The following is a 19,658-nucleotide window of genomic DNA, read 5'->3' on the forward strand; positions in this document are numbered from 1 at the left end:
AGGTATCAAATGATTTTCATATTCTTCAGGTTACAATTATTTATTTATCTTCTTATTACCCTTTGAATCGCGCCAATATTTATATGAAATCCATGTCGCAACGCCTACTGTAATCCATGCGACTACAAGGACAGCACCATTTAGCAGTGTTGGGTTTACTGCGAAAGCACCGATAGCGACAAGTGATACTTGTCCTGGAATTGAAGCAATAAACGTTGCAGATAGGAATGCAGACTGGCTGATACCTAAAGCACCGGCACCATAATTTACTGGCCAATATGGTAATCCAGGCATGAGTCGTGCGGTACACATTGCGAGAAATCCAGCATCTCCGAGATAATTTTTAACGGTTTTACCATGCCTTCCGAGCAGTTTAAATGTAAGTTGTTGACCAGTAAGTCGAGCAATCCAATAACCAATCCATGAACCGATCATTACACTTAGAAAAGAAACGACACTTCCTTCTACCACACCATATAACGACCCGGCAACGAGTGCAGGGATCGTAATAGGGATTGGCGTAATCGCAATAAGTGATGCAATTCCGATAAACACTAGCCAACCAGCCCAACCATACCCAAGAATAATTTCTCGTAGTTCCTCAGGTTCAGGTACATCCACGTTAAAATAAACCCATATAAATAATGCAAAAATTATAATTAAAAAAATAAATGAGATGATGGATTGTGGAGAATACGCATCATTACGATTTTTTTCAGAGTTCATACCGTTTCCCCCCTCCCGACTATATACTTACTTTACCTTTCATCACCTATAATTGGAATAAATTGCGTTTATTCTTTTAAGAAAGAAGATAATTTAAGTTAAACTACATATTCGAATCATTCATAATCAAATTTTACTAATATAATTCGACGATATCAGTGTTATTTTACAACTCAATCTATGCATTTTAAATATTGAATGTGTATAGTTGAAGTAAAGGAGTTGTTTAAAATAGATATTTTAGTTGGTACTGGTTTATTATTATTAATCCTAGTATTTTTTAGTATTTTTACTTATTACGCTCCAGATGGTAGTGCGGTAATGAGTGCGTTAGCGACTGCGGCAATCGCTACTTTCCTCGTTGAAGCACTCCAAGGGTTTGTTCTTGGCGATATTTTACATATTGAATTTTTACAAGAGACAGGGCACCTAGCAGGTACGATGAGTGGTGTCATTGTTGCGTTCTTAGTTGCCTTATCTAGAAAAATAAACGCACAAAATTCAGCGTTACTCGCCGTTTCTTTTGTTGAAATTGGCCTAATTCCTGCGCTATTTGCAGCTTATATTATTTCATTCTTAATTCGTTTCATTGAAAAGAAAATAACAAACGGACTCGACTTTATTATAATCGTTATCTTCTGTATTCCTTTGGCACGTTTAATTGGGGTATTATTCACTCCAGTTGTAGATGGATCGTTGCTCAGAATTGGTGCAATTATTGATGGTGCAATGTCTACAAGCCCTCTTTTCATGGGACTTATCCTTGGTGGAATTATTACAGTGGTTGGGACTTCTCCATTAAGTTCTATGGCATTAACAGCAATGCTTGGTTTAACAGGTGTTCCGATGGCAGTTGCAGCTTTAACAGCATTTGGTTCGAGCTTCATGAATACAACCATCTTACATCGGTTAAAAATCGGTAATTTGAGATCAGTGATTTCTATCGCAATTGAGCCACTATCGAAAGCAGATCTTGTTTCCGCTAATCCTATTCCAATCTATGTAACCAATTTTATTGGTGGCGGCTTAGCTGGTATTGTTCTCGCATATTCCGGGCTGGTGAATGACGCGCCAGGGACGGCAGCACCGACACCAGGCTTGCTCGTGATGTTTGGTTTTAATCCTGCAATGGAAGTAGTTAAATATGCAGTGATCACAGCAGCAATCTGTTTTACAGTAGGACTTGTGATGTCATATGTGTTTAAAAACTATCCTATAAAAAATAGCGAAGTTATTGGACCTTATTATGAAATTAAAAAATAAATATCGAAGCGGATTGTGTAATGCAAATTATGTTTAAATAACTATAAATCCGTTAGGGATTTCGCTTACTGTTCAGAGGGCCATAATGCACTTTGATCTGTTCTTAAAAACAGTATCCAATTTGCTCATCTATTCTATAACACTAGGCGTTATTCTCGTTGCTTAAAGATTATCTAATTCTATATCTGTCGATTTAAGATTAGTGAATAGTTTGTATTGATAGTCGTTATTTTGTAGCATATAGATATGTATCATGTATATTTTTAGGCATAGTTTTAATGTAGACTTAAATTTTATGAAAAGGGGATTTTTAATAATGAATAAAAAATTAGCAGTAATTACAGGTGCAGGTAGCGGACTAGGCTCTTCACTTGCACGTCGTTTTTCAGATTTAGGATTTCATGTAGCTCTTTTAGGTCGTAATGAAGATAAACTTAATAAAGTTGCTGAGACACTGCAATCAAATCAGTATTCTGTTCATTCAGTGGATGTTTCCGATTTTGCGGCTGTTGAAGCAACTTTTAAAGATATAAATGACAAATACGGCGACGTGGATGTATTAGTCAATAATGCTGGTACTGGTGCATTTAAATTATTAGAAGATATTAGTGCAGATGAAATCAATAGTATGATTGATGTGAATATTAAAGGGACAATCTACTGTACACAGCAAGTGTTGCCCAGCATGAAAAAGAATAATGATGGTGTCATTGCTAATATCGTATCTACAGCAGGTCTCGTGGGCAAGTTAAATGAGACCGTATACTGCGCGAGTAAGTTTGGTGCGCGTGGATTCACTGAAGCATTGCTTGTAGAACTCAAAGATACAGACATTCGCGTCTTTGGTGCGTACATGGGTGGTATGAAAACAGAATTTTGGGATGGTATCTTGAAAGAAGATCAGATGACTCACTTAATGGATCCGGAAGATATCGCAGAAATTATAATGGCCAATGTAAAAGAAAGAAAGAACCTAACAGTGGAACAAGTGGTTATTAAGAATCACTAAGCACCAAATAATCATATCAATATATTAAACACCCAGTAGGTTGCTACTGGGTGTTTAATTGTTTGGTGATTAAATAGAACTATCTCTCATCTATTTTATTATTAATTTGTTTGCTATCACTAAGTGATATAAAGAAAAAAACAATTTGAATGATAACCATTATTGCTAAGATGGAAGTTCCAAATATGACAATATCTGTAACGTTTAGCGTTATCCAATTATTTATAATTCCAGCTATTGTAAATGCAGTTATATCAACTATTAGTTGAATAATTAAAGCTAGTGCTGTGGGTATTTTAGTATAATGCAACGCCGATTAATGCTGAGGCAATCCAGACTGAAATAATTTTTTTAAGGACTCTATAATGACTTATATAAAATTTTAAAGGAATACCAGTACAGTTCATACTCCGTTCATACAATCTAGTTATAATCATGTTAAATAGAATGAGGGGGAAATGTAATGCATCAACCTGCGAAATTATTACTTGTATGTGCTGGATTATTTGGTTTAATTGGAGCATTTTTAGGATCGCATTTGGCTGGAGCTGGCGATTACGCAATGCGTCCGATTCACGCACATATCTTAGTAGTCGGATGGTTAAGTCTATTCAGTTGGGCAGTATACTATAAAGTATTTGCGACTAAGTATGGTATGTTAGAAAAGTTACACGTGTGGTCTGCAATAACTGGATCATTTGGCCTTACAATAGGTATGTATATAAACAATGTTTTAGAAAGTAATGTTTTCACTTTAATTGTTTATATAGTTGGAGGTTCTATATTACTATTAAGTTTTATTATATTTTTCATCCAAACATTACTTTATAAGCCAGTAGAAAATAAGTGAGTAAAAACATTATTACTCACACTTTACTTCTGAGTATGATATCATTTCATACACTAGGGGGTATATATAATGGAACTTGATACACAAACTATTTATGATAAAGCGGTAATTAATCGTATTAAACGTTTACAGGGTCAAATTAATGGTGCACTTCGCATGATTGAAGAAGGTAAAGATTGTAAGGATGTTGTCATGCAGCTAAGCGCGGCCAAAAGTGCGCTTAATCGAACAATGAACGTCATTGTTAGTGATAATCTCGTACATTGTGTTCTAGAGAGTGTGGCTAATAATGATGGGAAAACAGATGAATTGGTTAAACAAGCAGTCGAGCTACTTAATAAGAGCAGGTAATCGACTGCTTTTATATTTTAATCTAATATACCCCATATGGTATTTGCATTTTTAAATTCAACGTGGTAACATACCCCTATAGGTATTTTAAAAGGGAGAGAATTTAATGGAATCAATCACAAAAACATACCACATTAACGATGTGGATTTATTGAAAGAAAGTGGCCAATTTATTTTAGATGTCAGAGAGCCTTCTGAATTTGATAGTGGTCATATAGAAGGAGCAATAAACATACCGCTTGGGGAAATCGATACACGCTTAAAAGAACTTCCAAAAGATCAAGATATATTTGTATATTGTCAAAGAGGTAGACGTAGTGAAATGGCAGTAGGACAATTAGTTCAACATGGCTATAATGCAATCAATGTTGAAGGCGGGTATAGTGAATATATAGGCAAGTATAATGTTGTATCTCATTCAAGTAATAATACAGAAAGAAAAATACTTCAACTTGGCAGTTTACAATGTCCTGGCCCACTCATTACTGTTAATAATGAAATGAGTAAATTAGGTTCAGGAGAACAACTGGAAGTTCATGTTGATGACGTGGGTTTTTGCAATGATGTAGAAGCATGGGCTAAAAAGACAGGTAATAAAATTATAAAAAATGAAGTTATTAATAATTCTGTAGAAATTATTCTAGAAAAAAATGGTAATAAAATTATGGATTCTACAATGTTATCAGAAACTAACGACGGTACTACAATGGTTGTGTTTAGCGGTGATCTAGATAAAGCGCTTGCTTCATTTATAATTGCTACGGGAGCAAAGAGTATGGGGAAAGAAGTTACGATGTTTTTCACATTCTGGGGCTTAAATATTATTAAGGATCCAAATGCACCAAAAGTTAGAAAAAAAGGTATGGATAAATTATTCAGTGCAATGATGCCTAAATCAGCTTCAAAGTTACCGATATCTAAAATGAACATGTTCGGTTTAGGTTCAAAAATGATACAAAGTGTCATGAAGAATAAAAAAGTGGATGCTCTATCAGAAATGATTGAAAAGGCAGACAAACTTGGTGTCAAAATGATTGCGTGTACGATGAGTATGGATGTCATGTCTATAGAAAAGTCAGAACTTCTCCCATTTGTTGAATATGGTGGCGTAGGTACGTACCTAGGGGATACAGAAAATAGCAACTTGAATTTATTTATTTAATTATAAGGAGAGAATGAAATGTATTTTAAACAATTTTTTGATAGTAAACTTGCACAAACGTCGTATATGATCGCGTGTCAGAAAACAAATGAAGCGATTATTATAGATCCTAAGCGTGTCTTAGACGAATACAAAGAGGTCGCTGATGCAGAAGGATTCACTATAAAATATGCGACAGAAACTCATATCCATGCTGACTTTGCATCTGGACTTAGAGATGCGAATCGAAAATTCGGTGCGCAATTATTTGTCTCTGATGAAGGCGATGAAAACTGGAAATATGATAATATGCCTGAAGATACAAAATATCTTAAGGAAGGTGACGTAATTACTGTTGGCCATATAGAGCTAAAAGTTTTACACACTCCAGGACATACCCCTGAAAGTATTTCATTTATTCTAACGGACCATGGCGGTGGTAGTAAAGAACCAATGGGTATTTTTAGTGGAGATTTTCTATTTGTTGGAGATGTCGGTCGTCCAGATCTACTCGAAGAGGCAGCACAACTTAAAGGTACTACTGAAATCGGTGCTAATCAGATGTTTGAATCTATTCAAAAACTCAATGATTATCCAGATTTCTTACAAGTATGGCCAGGACATGGTGCAGGAAGTGCGTGTGGAAAGTCATTAGGTGCAGTTCCACTATCTACGCTCGGTTATGAACGTAAAAACAACTGGGCATTACAGTTTGGTGATGATAAAGCGTCATTTATTAAAGAGCTCACGAGCGATCAGCCAGAACCACCAACATATTTTGCTCAGATGAAGAAAGTGAATAAGCTCGGACTACCAGAGTTTAATACTAAAGAAGTGAGTGTTGATTCGGACACAGTATTAGAAGGACAAATACTCGATTTAAGAGATCGGGAAACGTTTAGAAAAGGATTTGTAAATGGTTCAATAAATGTGCCATATAATGATAAATTCTTACAGTTTGTGGGTTGGTATTTAGACTATAATCAACCATTAACAGTTATTGCAGATGAAGAATTAAGTGAAACATTGCAAGAAGACCTTGCCTCTATAGGATATGATCATTTAGAACGCATTGTTCCTATCCATGGTGTTTCTAAATTTGAGAATGACTCTTATCAAAGTATCGAGCCAGCAGAATTCACGAAAGTCTATATAGACAAACGTATTTTAGATGTGAGAACAATGAATGAATATAAAAATGATCATTTAGATAATGCTGTGCATATTCATTTTGGTCATTTAGATAAAAAAGAGATACCATTTAGTAAAGACGATGAAATCTATGTCCATTGTCAATCTGGTGTGCGCTCAGCAATTGCAATGGGAGTCCTGAAAGCACAAGGCTTCACTAATGTTATCAATGTTAACAAAGGATTCTTAGGTATTAAAGCGAGTATTCAGTAATGGATATTTATTATATTAGTGTCATATTTGCAATAGGATTTATTGGTTCATTTATTTCAGGGATGGTTGGTATTGGTGGATCAATAATAAAATATCCGATGCTACTTTACATTCCAACACTGCTTGGTATTACGACATTTACTGCACACGAAGTTTCAGGAATAAGTGCAGTACAAGTATTTTTTGCAACAATTGCAGGTGTTTTTGCGTACAGAGGCAGTGGCTATCTAAACATGAAATTAATCGCATACATGGGAAGTTCAATTTTAATCGGAAGCTTGCTCGGAGGGTATAGCTCTCAAATATTGAGTGAAGGACAGATTAACCTAGTATATGCTGTACTAGCAACAATTGCAGCGGTTATGATGCTGATTCCCAAAAAAGAAGTCCCTTTCATGCCAGGAGAGACATTACGTTTTAATGGGCTCCTCGCATCTGTACTTGCTTTTCTCGTCGGTGTATTTTCAGGAATAGTTGGGGCAGCAGGTGCTTTTATATTAGTCCCAATTATGTTAGTCGTGTTAAAGATTCCAACTAGAGTCACTATTGCAACCAGTCTCGCAATCACCTTTATTTCATCGATTGGATCTACAATTGGTAAAGTCGTTACGGACCAAGTGTTATACGGCCCTGCCCTTATTATGATTATCGCGAGTCTTATTGCTTCCCCTATCGGTGCAAAATTGGGACAGAAGATGAATACATCCATCTTAAAAAGTATGTTAGCTATTTTAATATTTGCAACAGCAATTAAAATATGGTTAGAAATAATCTAACACTCCGTATCGAATAAATTAGATTAAAAGTACGGAAATAAATTAATGTAGTATGATCTCCCCCACGAAGTATTGAAATTTATATTAATATGAAATAGGTGAAGAAAAATGACAAAAATTAAATCTAAACCAATGAATGATTTTACTAAAGAACAATTAGAGACACTTGCTGCTGAAGGACAAGTGATAGATGTACGTTCAAAACTAGAAACAATATTTGGCAAAGTGAAGGGTGCACATCACCTTCCGCTTACAAAAATTTCTACTTTTGATGGTCCGAAAAACAAGACCTACTACGTCTATTGTGCGAGTGGACAAAGAAGTATGAATGCTTGTAGAACACTGTCTCAAAGAGGATATACAGTAGTTAATCTTGCTGGAGGAATCGGGTCATTTAAAAATAAGTAATACCTCTTGATTTCTTATTACTCTTTTGACAAATACATGTATGGTAAGCAGTTACTGTAATTACATTGTATTTTTACAAGTGCTATTAAGTATTATGTTTCATTTTAACGATCTTATAAAAATCTATTGAAATTAATAGAAATAAAAGAAAGCCTAGACAAATAGTCTAGGCTTTCTTTGTAGAGTTTTATTTCTCAACTTTTCTTCTTCTTGTGATAAGTAACATGAGAGCTCCTGCGAGTGCTAATCCAATCGCAATACCAAAATTACTGTTGTGTGCTTCACCAGTCTCAGGTAATTTTTCTTTCTCTTCAACTTTTGGTTCAGCATTTATTTTTGGTGTCTTTTCAACTTTAGGCGTGTCTTTTTGAACTTCCTTAGTTGGTTGTGGTGCTTTTGGTTTCTCAGGTTCTGGAGTTGGTTTCACAGGGACCTCCGGCTTTTCTGGTTTTTCAGGAACTTCTGGTTCTTCTGGTTTTTCAGGAACTTCTGGTTCTTCCGGTGTCGGTTCTTCTTCCTTAATTGGATATACAACTACTGTATTTGTTACTTTTGGTTTGTCGTCAAAAGTAATCGTTGCAGTGTTATCCACTCCATTTGTAAGTGCATCATCATCAATTGTTTTGAATTTCGCCTTGATAGTCATTTTAATTGACTGACCTTCGAGTGCTTTGATTACTTCTTTGTCAGTAATCTTAAATTCAATTTTTTGACCATTCTGTACTAACTCACCATATTCGAGAATGCTTCCAGCTTTGAGATTAATATTATCAGCTTTTAGTTCACTAATTTGTACATCGATATCTTCGATTTCAGCTTTAAGTGTGCTGATTTGTTCTTTTAACTCTTCGATAGCAGCTTCTAGAGCTTCAGTATTAATAGGTTTTGAAGCTTTAGGATCTGACTTTTCTTCGGACTCCTCATTTGCAGGTTCTTGTTGTTCTTCTACAGCTGGTTCATCTTGTTCTTCAGGAGTCTCTTCTTCAACAACAGGCTCTTGTACTTCATCTACATTAGCCTCTTCTTCAACAACAGGCTCTTGTGCCTCATCGGCATTAGATTCTTCTTCATCAACTGGTACGTCTGTTTCTTCTTTTTCAAGCATTTGTGCGTAAGTTGATTCTAAAGCTTCTAGTTCATTTTCAAGAGTTTTCAGGTCGGATTCTAAATTTACTTTTTCAGACTCTAGTTTTTTAATTTCATCTGCTGATGTCTCAATGACAGTGTCTTCATCGATTGTAACATCTACAGATTCGATTTCTAGACGTTCGTCAATTTCATCGTATATTGTAAGAGTTTCAACATCTTGTCCTTTTTTCAGGAGTGCTTTAATGTCGAAGACAAATGTTTCATCATTATCTTCTACTCTATATCCGCCTTTGCCATTAACTTCTTTAGTGATTTCACCCTCTGGTTCCGGTACAACGATCGGAGGTACAGTATTGATTACTGCATCGTCAACTTCGTACACGAGTTCATTGTTAGGTGAAAGGCCAGAAGCAATTGCTTTGTTTGTTATTGTTGAATATCGTAATTGTTCTTCTGTGACTTTATGCTGTACAGAAACTTTTAGACTTTCTCCAACGTTTAAGTTTGTTGATTCAAGTTCAATGTTTCCACCAAGCATTGGGTCATTGAGAATTACTCTGTGTAAGTCTACATTTCCGTTGTTTGTGATAGTGAATGTGTAAGTGACCACATCACCTACTTTTTCAACTTCTTTAACGTCACTTACTTTTTCCAGTGTAATGCTAGGGTTATGCTTACCTGGGATTGTGACTTCATCTTCGTCCTCAGGAGTCTCACCGTCTGGTGTTTCACCTGTTACTGTTGCGATATTTTTTACTTCTCCATTGTTTAAGTCATCTTGAGTGACAGTGTATTCTTTCGATACAGTGACCGACTCACCTGGAGCAAGTGTTGTTTTCTCTAAATCAATTGTTCCACCGAGCATTGGGTCATTTAACACGATGTTTTTAACCGTGATATTACCATTATTAGTAACTTTAAAGTTATAAGTTACAACTTGTCCGGCTTTTGTAATTTCTTCAGTATCACTTGTTTTTTCGAGCATTAATTCAGAATGTTGTGTTCCAACTATTGTCACGTCATCTTCATCAGTTGAAGTGTTTCCTCTCGGATCCTCACCTTTAACAGTAGCGACGTTGACAATTTTACCGTTATCTAAATCTTCTTGAGTAACAGTGTATTCTTTCGATACAGTGACAGATTTTCCAGGATTTAACATTGTGCTTTCAAGCTCTATGTTACCGCCAAGCATTGGGTCATCTAAAGTAATGTTTTTCATTGTTACATTACTATCGTTTGAAATTACAAATTTGTAAAGTATTGTTTGACCCACTTCAGTATATTCAGTTGTTTCTGTAGATTTATCAAGAGTTAAGTTACCTTGAATATCTTGTGGAACAGATACTGAATCTGTAGCACTTATTGGCTCTTCAGAATGGATTGGGGTACCGAATACTGTCGCTTCGTTTTCTACCATTCCTTTATCTACATCATCTTGTGCGATATTGTAGCTTGCGTTCGCAATAAGTACGGCACCTGGGTTAAGTGTGATAGCTTCGAGATCTTCAATATCTTCACCATTTACAGATACATAATCGATATCGCTTAAGCCTTCAAGTACATCTGTGAGATTGACTTGAGTTAATGTTACGTTTCCTGTGTTAGTTGCAGTGAATGTGTAATTGATTTTTTCACCTGCTACAAGATTATCGCGGTCTGCCTCTTTTACGAGAGAGATACCTGGATTTTGTGTGGCAGGAATTTCATCATCATCTTCGTCTTCTAGTGTGTCTCCTTTTGGATCCTCACCTTTAACAGTAGCGATGTTGACAACTTTACCGTCATCTAAATCTTTTTGAGTGACTGTATAATCCTTTGATACAGTGACCGACTCACCTGGTGCAAGTGTTGTTTTATCTAGAGCAATTTCTCCACCCAACATTGGGTCATCTAAAGTAATGTTTTTCATTGTAACATTACTATTGTTCGTAACAACGAATGTGTATTTCACAGTTTCTCCAACTTCGGAAACTGTTTCTACATCACTTGATTTTTCTAGATTCAAGTTACCTGCTAAATCTTGTGTAACTGTTACATCGTCTTTCGCTTGAATTGGTTCATCCACATTCGGTGGTGTACCATAAACAGTTGCTTCGTTTTCTACCATTCCTTCATCTACATCAGCTTGCGTGATATTGTAGCTTGCGTTCGCAATAAGTACGTCACCTGGGTTAAGAACGATGCCATCAACGTCGTCCATTGTTACCTCTTTATCGTTGATCGATACATAATTGATATCGCTTAAGCCTTCAAGTACATCTGTGAGATTTACTTGAGTTAATGTTACGTTTCCTGTGTTAGTTACAGTGAATGTGTAATTGATTTTTTCACCTGCTACAAGATTATCGCGGTCTGCCTCTTTTACGAGAGAGATACCTGGATTTTGTGTGGCAGGAATTTCATCATCATCTTTGTCTTCTAGTGTGTCTCCTTTTGGATCCTCACCTTTAACAGTAGCGGTGTTGCTAACTTTACCGTCATCTAAATCTTTTTGAGTGACTGTATAATCCTTTGATACAGTTACCGACTCACCTGGTGCAAGTGTTGTTTTCTCTAGAGTGATTTCTCCACCAAGTTTTGGATCGTCTAGACTGATTTTGTTCAAAGTGACGTTACCAGTGTTTTTGATTTCAAATGTATAGGTTACTTCTTGGCCAACTTCTGTTATTTTATCAACATCGCTAGTCTTCTTAAGTTCAATCGACGGTTCTGCATTTAATGTATTTGTAACATCAAAATTTTCTTCACTATATGATGTCGTGTATCCATCAACTGTGATTTCTTTTATATAGTAATCATAGAGTTGACCTTTAGAAGAATAGGCAGGCCACATTCCAAAGTCATATTTCCATTCATCATTTGAATCCGGCTTTACTGTGAATGTTTTAATTAGTGTACCATTCGAGCGATCATCCACTGTTCTATATAATTCAAGTTGAATTTCTTGTGGTCGATTCATTTCACCACCAGTGTCGTCCCAAATTTTAGAACCACTTATGTCAAGAGTGATCCCTTTCACTCTTGGTACAATATACTCTCTTACTGGAGAGTCTTGTTTATTAATATCAGGCACAAGAGTAGTTTTGCCGTTTGTAGCAAAATAATCTGTACCGTTAAAACCATCTATTTCAGTATTAATATTTACTTTATAACGAATATTTATATACTGATCTTCTCCAAGCTTTAGGTTACTAAGAGTGATTGTATTATTGTCTAATGATACATTTACTCCTGATAATAGCTTAGAATCAGAAGCAGATAGATAATAGGATCCATCTGATAATGTCTCATCTGAAGCTTTTCTAAATTCACCATCAGTTAGAGCGAGGTTTACAAATTCACTCATTGGGTCTGTTACTACCCCGTCACTAATTGTGCCTGTAATACCCTTAGCAAGGCTAGTTAAAATATCAACTAGATCCGCAACTTGATTGGCATTATAGTAGTTTGCTGGTGTAGAGGCTATATTTTTCATGACATGCTCAACTTGTTCAAGACTGGCACCGGCATCTCCAGCTAACTCTATGCCGATCGAGTACATATCTATGCCATCATTTTTAATATTTTGAGCTTCAGTAATCGTGTTTGTACCATGGTTTTTAGCACCTTCGTCGTAGTAGAAATTAGTACCATTTCCTTTACGAGTAGTAACATTCTCGTAACTCACTGTTGGAGCGCCATCAGTAATCGTAACGATAATTTTATTTTTTGCATTACTACCATTTATAATGCCGTGTGCAACTTGCAAACCTTGTTGAATATTCGTACCACCGTCATCACTTCGTCCTCGTTTATCTGGAGTATCTGTTGGTATTTTACTAATCAAAGTTTGTGCATTGTTAGTGAAAGTTTTGTGTGAATAGTTATGTGTGTTTCCTGTAGTACTTCTAACGTTATTTTCTCGACCATCTAAAACGACTGTACCAAATGTTACAAGAGCAATTCTGATACTGTCATTATCTGAAGTTAGTGTATTGTTTATAAAGTCGATTACTGCATTTCGTGCAATTTTAGCCCTGTTATTGTTATTCATACTATTTGAGTTATCATATACAATAACAATGTCTGTGGGTTCTTTGATTTCTTTTTCTTTACCTTGTACTTTTAGGTCAATGAAGTATTCTCCTGGTGTGCCAGTATAGGTAGCTGTCTTAGAAATGATAGAATCTTCAAATTCTTGGGGGCTTTGAGGGTTAATTACTCCTCCGGAGTCGTTTTCTTGTACTTGTTCATTTGCATCGGCAGCTAAAGCGCGATTGTTCTCAGTTATAAGCGGAGATATTGAACTAAATACACTAGAGGCGATTATCAAAAGAGATAGGGTGAACATTAAAACTACTTTTGAAAATAATTTTTTTCGCATTTTACATCACATAAATTCCTTTCTATAAGATTTTCATAAATTAATACTATTGTATCATAAAATTAATAATTATGTATTCTTTAAATATATGTATATAATTTTCTTTTTTTAGGTAATGAATTTTTAATATGTATATTATAACGACATAAAATCATTAATTCTTTTTTATTAGTTATTAAATATATAAATTGAAATAATACACATTAATAAAATTTCATCATTATTACTCAACATGTATAGAATTTGATCAAGTTGTGTATGTGTTCATAATCTTACTTAATTTGTTTGCACATAATATCAACGGTTTATTGTCAGAGTCATTGGTGCTCAATGTGGTTACGAGATCTACTTATTATTAATTGTCTAAATATTATTCAGGAAAAGCTTTACACTCAAGTTGCTATTTCATTCTTTCTAACCTACATTACTTCGAAGGCTTTTTATTTATTATTGTTTCACGTGAAATAATTTTAATTTGGGGTATAACTATTTATATATACTTAATAACTGATCAAGGAGGTATTTGAATGAATTTACTTGAAGAGTTTCTTACGGAGTTTAATTTACTTCATGAGGCAATGAAAAAAGACGCACACAGAGACCAGAATTTTGGTAAGCTGATGTACTACCTTAAAAACAGAAATCCTATTGTTAAACAATACTACGATGACATTGATAAAGCCAGACAACTTAGAAATATACTTGTCCACGAGAAGAAGGAAAAATATAATATTGCTGAACCTACAGAAATGTTCGTAGAGCGCTTACGTCTGATTCGCTCTAAATTTGAAAATCCAGAAACAGTGGCACTTTTTAAACGTCCGATAACATCATTAAACAATTCTGATACATTTAAGAAAGCACTTAATGACATGAGACAACAGCAAGTATCTCAGTACCCCGTATTTGAAGGAAATGAGTTCTTAGGAATGTTAACAGACAATGGGATAACTAAATGGCTCACACTTGTAAGTACTGAGACTTTTATTGATCTGAGTACATATCAGGTAAGAGATTTAATTCAACTTGATGATAAAGATACTTCCTATATTATTGTAGATAAAAACTATCCTCTACATAAAGTAGAAGAAAAGATGACGGAGTTAGTGAATCGTAAAGGTTATTCTAAGCTTAGTATTCTAATCACACCTAAGGGACATATTAAATCAAGAGATGATATTATTGGAATCATAACGCCAGCAGATATGCCACGCGTACTCGAATATCTTAAATAACGCTGTGCGTTATTTCATTATAAATAAACTGACATAGGATTTTTTCCTAAATTATTAAGAAGCAACGCCATGCGTTATTGTTTACTCTTTTTAAAAAGAAAACTTACTTTTTAAAAATTCATATGATCACTATAAAAATGGTGTACACGTGTACTATCCATCCTAGTTGTAATTGTGACCGAGTCATAGCCAAACTTCTCTGCCACTCTTCTTTTACAAATGCGAGTAAGAGTTCACCCTATCCATTACCACGCTCATCTTTATCAGTGACATGATTATGTACCCATTTAAAGTATGCATCTTCTGTTTGCTGTGAACGTAGTTGTTTAATGAATTTAAACGCACGTTTGATTTCATCGTCTGATTTAATAGTTGGTACCTTTGTATCCCAAATATTTCTAAACAATTCAATCGCCAGTATTTATCTATTCACGTATAAATAATAGTATTATCATTTATAGGACGAATACTAAATCGTTTCAATGAGGATGTGTATTCCTATGTACTTCATTTTTTCTAAGTAAAACGTGTTATTTACTTAAATTAAGGCTCATCTATTGACTTAAGGTGCGTTCTGTATTATTACTTATAGTAGTAGAGAGTAAAGGAGACCGTACAATGATTTTAGGATCTGCTATGGGTTGGGCAATAATTGGATTGTTTATTGCGATTCCCGTATACATGCTATTGTTCATTGGTGCTATGGCCATTCCAAGCAAAAAGAAAAAATAAATATTATCCATGTTACGACTTAAAATAAAATAACGCTATGCATTATAACGGTGCTAAAACAACTATTGTAAAGATGTTCATTTCGTTGTGCATAGCGTTATTTTTATGCGATGTTATTCATATGATTTCATCACTTCAACCATAATATTAAAGCCGTATTCAAAGCTATCTTCATCTAAAGCAAATTTAGGGTGATGGTGTGGGTAGTCGTACTGCCCTGGTGTATCGCCGCCACTACCAATTATAGCGTAGACGCTAGGTACAGTTTCACTGAAAGCACTGAAATCTTCCCCACCCATTAATGGTTTTCGGGTCACAATATTGTTGGGATAGATTCTATTAACAACTGATTTAACATATTCAACCTTCTCTGCGTTATTTTGTACAGCTGCATATCCAACTGTGTAATCTAGTTCATAGGAAGCGTTGTACATCTCACAAACATGCTTTAGCTGTTTTTCTATTTTGCTTTTTACATATTTACGATTTTCTATTGTAGTTGTACGTACGCTCCCTCCTAGAGTAGCGCTATCGGGAATAATGTTCTCTGCGCCAGTTACCCCAGCTTGAAACACAGTGTTTGATAGTACAACTGGGTCAAAGGGAGATACTTGTCGAGAAACAATCGTTTGTAATGACAATAAAAACGCTGCTCCTACAACAATTGGGTCAATGGAATGTTCAGGTTGACTAGCATGTCCACCTTTTCCTTGAATTTTAATCGTATATTTATCTGAATTTGCAGTTACAGGCCCTGATTTTATATCGATCACACCAGTTTTCTCCGTAGACATTAAATGTTGTCCGTAAATAAAGTCAAAATCATCAAAGAATCCAGTAGCGACCATTTCACGAGCACCGCCTGGAATTTTTTCCTCAGCGTGTTGGAATATACAGTTTACTTCATTATCAAATTCCTCAATATGATCATTAATATATCGTGCTACACCGAGTAATATCGAAGTGTGTCCATCGTGTCCACAAGCATGCATTTTTCCATCAATTGTAGACTTGAATTCAATGTTATGTGCTTCTTGTATAGGTAGTGCATCAATATCAGCACGTAAGCCTAACTTTTTTCCTTTGCCCTTGTTAAATATCCCTACAGTACTTGTTTTAGTAAGTTCTACAACCTCACAATGCTTAAGAGTAGTTAAAATATCCCTAATGTACTGAGCAGTTTCAAATTCTTCAAAAGAGAGTTCTGGGTGCTCATGTAAGTACCTGCGGTCCGTTATAATCTTTTCTCTATACTTTTCATACATCGTAATCCTCCTATAAATAAATTTTGGACACCACTTTTACTCGGAACTCAACATAAGAACGAATCAATAAATATTAGTGATTGAAAGACTAAAAAGCGACTAAATTAATGTAAGGTTTTAATTAGAGTACCTAAACGGATGTTTTTAATATCATAATAGGCAGTAAAATGATAAGTGCAACTCATATTTTGAGCCGAAATCTTTGATTGTATTCATTATATAAAAGTTATAAATTAATTGCGAAAATAAAAAGATACAGTGAGTTCTCACTGTATCTTTTTATTTAACTAAGATGATCGGAATATTAACTTCTTTTAGAATTTTATCACTGACCGTTCCAAAATCACGTTTTAAAAATTTCTTTTTACCACGTGCACCAATTACAATCGCATCATAATCTCCGCTGTTTGCTTCTTTTAATATCAACTCAGAGATATTTCCTTCTTTAACTTCAAGTGTGTGTTGTATATTGTGTGCTTGATAGAATGCTTCTATTTCTGCATACTTCTCTTTAAACTGATTATATTTAATTTCGTTCAGTACACTTGGAAGAATATCTTCCTCCATACGATTTGGATCGATTACATGAATTAGTGTAACCCTTGTGTTTTCATCAACTAGATTTAAAACCTCTTGAGCTGCTCTTAAACTGTATTCAGATTCTTCGACTGCCACTAATAATTGTTTGTACATGATATCACCTAGGTCCTATTCAAAATACTTTAACTTTATTGTATATTACCTAGATAAAATAATCACGTGATATCAGTTTTCAAAGCGACTGACTTTTTGTGTAAATTCTTTATATGAAGGGAATAAACTCTTAATAAAAAACACTATATAAATAACAATATGCGATACAACGATAAAGCTAGTCAGTACATACATAATAGTGCTAAATGGTATGTCAAAAGTTTGTCCGAATATTGCATCACGTAATCCGGTAATTACGTATGCCATGGGTAGAATTGAATGCATTGTTTCATAGAATTTGTTCGAAGTTTCAATTGGGAATGTCCCAGCACTTGAAGACAATTGAACAATTAATAATAAGAGACCTATGAATTTACCTAAATTTCCAAATATCATTACGAGAGCTGTAATTGCGGCAATGGATGCTGCCGCCCATAAAAATAACGCTAAGAAAAATTTACCTTGACTTGCCACTTCAATGTTCATGGCGGATACAAGAGCAATAAAGAGTAGCGTTGAAATGATGAGTGCGTGTGAAAGAGTTAAAAGTACGCGACTCGTCCATTGTTTCAAAGGCCGAACGGTTGTTTCAAAAATTTTATTCATAGGATATACAACGTTAAAAGTGACGCTTCCAATAAATAAACTGATTCCTATAATAAGTGGTGCAAAACTTTGTGCATAATTTTGAGTATGCACCGTGCTTTCAACATTCAAATGAATTGGACTTGCTAAATACTCTGCGCCAGAATCAGTAAACGATACGTTATCTACTTTATTGATTGACTTGCCCATTTCTTTATTTAGTTCACTTATCCCTTGCTGTAGATTAGCTGAACCTTCAGTCAATTGATTAGTACCACCAGCCACTTCGTCAGCACCGCGCTCTAACTGGCCTTGGAATGCAATGACTTGCTGTGCATAGTCTCCAAGCATTGGCGATAGACTTGTTAACTGGTTAGTGAACTGTGTCTCACCCTGTGCAAGAGTTGAGGCACTTTCATTCAGTTCAATAAGTCCGTTATTCAGGTCATTCATTCCTTTTTCAAGATTTTTAAGTGCGTCTGCTCCCTCTTTACTATTTTCCTTTAATTCTTTTAAAGATGTAAACATTGTTTCAGTATACGTCTTTGTAATCGTGTTGCTAACTTGTGTTACAATTGTGCTCCCCGCTTGTTGACTCATAATTGAACCAATAAAGTTATGTCCGGGGTTTGTCTTTAAGTCTAAGTTAATTTGTTTTGGTTCTTCTGTTAAGAAAGATTCTGCATTTTTAGAAGCATCTTTAGGAATTCGAATATATCCATAGCTTTCTCCACTTTGTAGATGATTTTCGGCCGTACCTAGATCTGTGAATTCCCATTTCAAGTCATCGTGCTTCTTGATTTCATCAATAAAATCTTCTCCTAAATTAATCTCATTGCCACCTGTATCCTCATTAACGATTGAAAATGTCATTTCACTTGTCCGTTCATATGGATTCCACATTGCACCTAGGAAAGTTACAGCGTATATGACAGGTAGCGTTGCTACAAAGAGAAGTGAAACAAGTAATAATGGTTTTTTTAATATAAATTTAAAATCTTGAAACATATGCTCACCTTTCTTAATTATCATCTTGTTATTTATCATACATGTTGTATAGTAAGTTATTATAAAAATATTCATATCAAAACACAATTAATATGTGTATACGATATGTTGATTATTATACATATGGATAGGAAAGGTTGTTTAAAATGAAGCGTGATTTAAGAGTTGTGAAGACATTGAGTGCGATTGATAAGGCATTTTTAGAGTTACTACAAGAAAAGACATTCGACCAAATCACAATTAAAGAGATTTGTGACCGAGCGATCATCAATCGTGCGACATTTTACAGTCATTACACAGATAAGTTTCAACTTATAGAGTCTTATCAAGAAACACTTGTGAAGGGGATTCGTGAGATTCTCTACTCTAACGTTAAAGGAACGAGTCTAAAAGAGATCATGGACAAAGAAGTTAAATTCACAATTCAGAACGTGCTGTCTTTTATTAAAGCAAATAAAGATAAAGTACTTGGAGTACTAGAAAGCGTGGATATTGCGACATTCGCAGAATATTTTTCTAACCACATGTTTGCCTTCTATAAGGACAAAAGTGTGCAACTAGGCATTGAGTTAGAATCAGAGATTGAAAAGGATTATGTCATTACTTATATTACGCATGCACATATGGGGATTTTCTTAAAATGGATACAAGAAGGCTGTATAGTTCCCATAGAGACAATGTCAAAATATATTGAGACATTAACCATTAATGGTGTTTTTAATGCATTACACTTAGATGAAGTTTAGTCTTATGCTATTGA

The 19,658-nt window shown here is 34.9% G+C and carries 18 protein-coding genes; 11 read left to right on the forward strand and 7 right to left on the reverse strand.

The features are described 5' to 3' along the window. Positions 1-36: 36 nt before the first annotated feature. Positions 37-726 (reverse strand): TVP38/TMEM64 family protein, encoded by a 690-nt coding sequence (locus H9D55_RS02400; protein ID WP_186076519.1) that lies wholly within the window; start codon positions 724-726, stop codon positions 37-39. Between the two features lie 231 nt (positions 727-957). On the opposite strand from H9D55_RS02400, the gene H9D55_RS02405 reads away from it, so the two are divergent. After that, a complete protein-coding gene (locus H9D55_RS02405; RefSeq protein ID WP_186076714.1) occupies positions 958-1,989 on the forward strand; it encodes a PTS sugar transporter subunit IIC in 1,032 nt (343 codons plus the stop codon). Between the two features lie 316 nt (positions 1,990-2,305). Beyond that, on the forward strand, positions 2,306-2,998 hold the full coding sequence (locus H9D55_RS02410; protein ID WP_186076520.1) for an SDR family oxidoreductase: 693 nt from the start codon (positions 2,306-2,308) through the stop codon (positions 2,996-2,998). 79 nt (positions 2,999-3,077) lie between these two features. Here H9D55_RS02410 and H9D55_RS08245 read toward each other — a convergent pair whose 3' ends face one another. Further along, positions 3,078-3,308, reverse strand: a complete 231-nt coding sequence (locus H9D55_RS08245; protein WP_186076521.1) for a DUF3021 family protein — start codon at positions 3,306-3,308, stop codon at positions 3,078-3,080. 153 nt (positions 3,309-3,461) lie between these two features. Here H9D55_RS08245 and H9D55_RS02420 point away from each other — a divergent pair, with 153 nt between their 5' ends. The 6 genes from H9D55_RS02420 to H9D55_RS02445 all read left to right on the forward strand — a co-directional run bounded on the left by H9D55_RS02420 (position 3,462) and on the right by H9D55_RS02445 (position 7,928). Next, a complete protein-coding gene (locus tag H9D55_RS02420) occupies positions 3,462-3,848 on the forward strand; it encodes a hypothetical protein (protein WP_186076522.1) in 387 nt (128 codons plus the stop codon). Between the two features lie 69 nt (positions 3,849-3,917). Next, entirely contained in the window at positions 3,918-4,199 is a 282-nt protein-coding gene (locus H9D55_RS02425; protein ID WP_186076523.1) for a metal-sensitive transcriptional regulator, read from the forward strand. 106 nt (positions 4,200-4,305) lie between these two features. Continuing rightward, positions 4,306-5,361 carry a DsrE/DsrF/DrsH-like family protein gene (locus tag H9D55_RS02430; RefSeq protein ID WP_186076525.1) on the forward strand — a complete coding sequence of 352 codons (1,056 nt, stop codon included), beginning with the start codon at positions 4,306-4,308 and terminating at the stop codon, positions 5,359-5,361. Positions 5,362-5,379: 18 nt separating this feature from the next. After that, positions 5,380-6,744: an MBL fold metallo-hydrolase gene (locus H9D55_RS02435; protein ID WP_186076526.1), complete on the forward strand. Its 1,365-nt coding sequence runs from the start codon at positions 5,380-5,382 to the stop codon at positions 6,742-6,744. Next, the gene (locus H9D55_RS02440; RefSeq protein WP_186076527.1) at positions 6,744-7,520 is read left to right on the forward strand and encodes a sulfite exporter TauE/SafE family protein; all 777 of its coding nucleotides are present in this window, start codon (positions 6,744-6,746) and stop codon (positions 7,518-7,520) included. The genes H9D55_RS02435 and H9D55_RS02440 overlap by 1 nt, the downstream gene beginning before the upstream one ends. Before the next feature lie 108 nt (positions 7,521-7,628). After that, positions 7,629-7,928 (forward strand): rhodanese-like domain-containing protein, encoded by a 300-nt coding sequence (locus tag H9D55_RS02445; protein ID WP_186076528.1) that lies wholly within the window; start codon positions 7,629-7,631, stop codon positions 7,926-7,928. Between the two features lie 187 nt (positions 7,929-8,115). On the opposite strand, the gene H9D55_RS02450 is transcribed toward H9D55_RS02445, so the two are convergent. After that, positions 8,116-13,329 (reverse strand): DUF7507 domain-containing protein, encoded by a 5,214-nt coding sequence (locus tag H9D55_RS02450; protein WP_186076529.1) that lies wholly within the window; start codon positions 13,327-13,329, stop codon positions 8,116-8,118. Positions 13,330-13,907: 578 nt separating this feature from the next. Here H9D55_RS02450 and H9D55_RS02455 point away from each other — a divergent pair. Further along, entirely contained in the window at positions 13,908-14,615 is a 708-nt protein-coding gene (locus tag H9D55_RS02455) for a CBS domain-containing protein (RefSeq protein WP_186076530.1), read from the forward strand. 238 nt (positions 14,616-14,853) lie between these two features. Here H9D55_RS02455 and H9D55_RS02460 read toward each other — a convergent pair whose 3' ends face one another. Then, positions 14,854-15,021: a hypothetical protein gene (locus H9D55_RS02460; RefSeq protein WP_186076531.1), complete on the reverse strand. Its 168-nt coding sequence runs from the start codon at positions 15,019-15,021 to the stop codon at positions 14,854-14,856. A gap of 161 nt (positions 15,022-15,182) precedes the next feature. On the opposite strand from H9D55_RS02460, the gene H9D55_RS02465 reads away from it, so the two are divergent. Further along, positions 15,183-15,347, forward strand: coding sequence for a hypothetical protein (locus H9D55_RS02465; RefSeq protein ID WP_186076533.1), 165 nt, complete (start codon positions 15,183-15,185; stop codon positions 15,345-15,347). Between the two features lie 113 nt (positions 15,348-15,460). On the opposite strand, the gene H9D55_RS02470 is transcribed toward H9D55_RS02465, so the two are convergent. The 3 genes from H9D55_RS02470 to H9D55_RS02480 all read right to left on the reverse strand — a co-directional run bounded on the left by H9D55_RS02470 (position 15,461) and on the right by H9D55_RS02480 (position 18,922). Then, a complete protein-coding gene (locus H9D55_RS02470; protein WP_186076535.1) occupies positions 15,461-16,612 on the reverse strand; it encodes a M20 metallopeptidase family protein in 1,152 nt (383 codons plus the stop codon). A gap of 279 nt (positions 16,613-16,891) precedes the next feature. Continuing rightward, positions 16,892-17,305: a universal stress protein gene (locus H9D55_RS02475; protein WP_186076537.1), complete on the reverse strand. Its 414-nt coding sequence runs from the start codon at positions 17,303-17,305 to the stop codon at positions 16,892-16,894. Between the two features lie 72 nt (positions 17,306-17,377). Beyond that, positions 17,378-18,922 carry a YhgE/Pip domain-containing protein gene (locus tag H9D55_RS02480; protein ID WP_186076539.1) on the reverse strand — a complete coding sequence of 515 codons (1,545 nt, stop codon included), beginning with the start codon at positions 18,920-18,922 and terminating at the stop codon, positions 17,378-17,380. Positions 18,923-19,044: 122 nt separating this feature from the next. Here H9D55_RS02480 and H9D55_RS02485 point away from each other — a divergent pair, with 122 nt between their 5' ends. Continuing rightward, positions 19,045-19,644 (forward strand): TetR/AcrR family transcriptional regulator, encoded by a 600-nt coding sequence (locus H9D55_RS02485; protein ID WP_186076541.1) that lies wholly within the window; start codon positions 19,045-19,047, stop codon positions 19,642-19,644. Positions 19,645-19,658: the final 14 nt, after the last annotated feature.

It is taken from the genome of Phocicoccus pinnipedialis, assembly GCF_903994035.1.
Taxonomy (GTDB): Bacteria; Bacillota; Bacilli; order Staphylococcales; family Salinicoccaceae; genus Phocicoccus; species Phocicoccus pinnipedialis.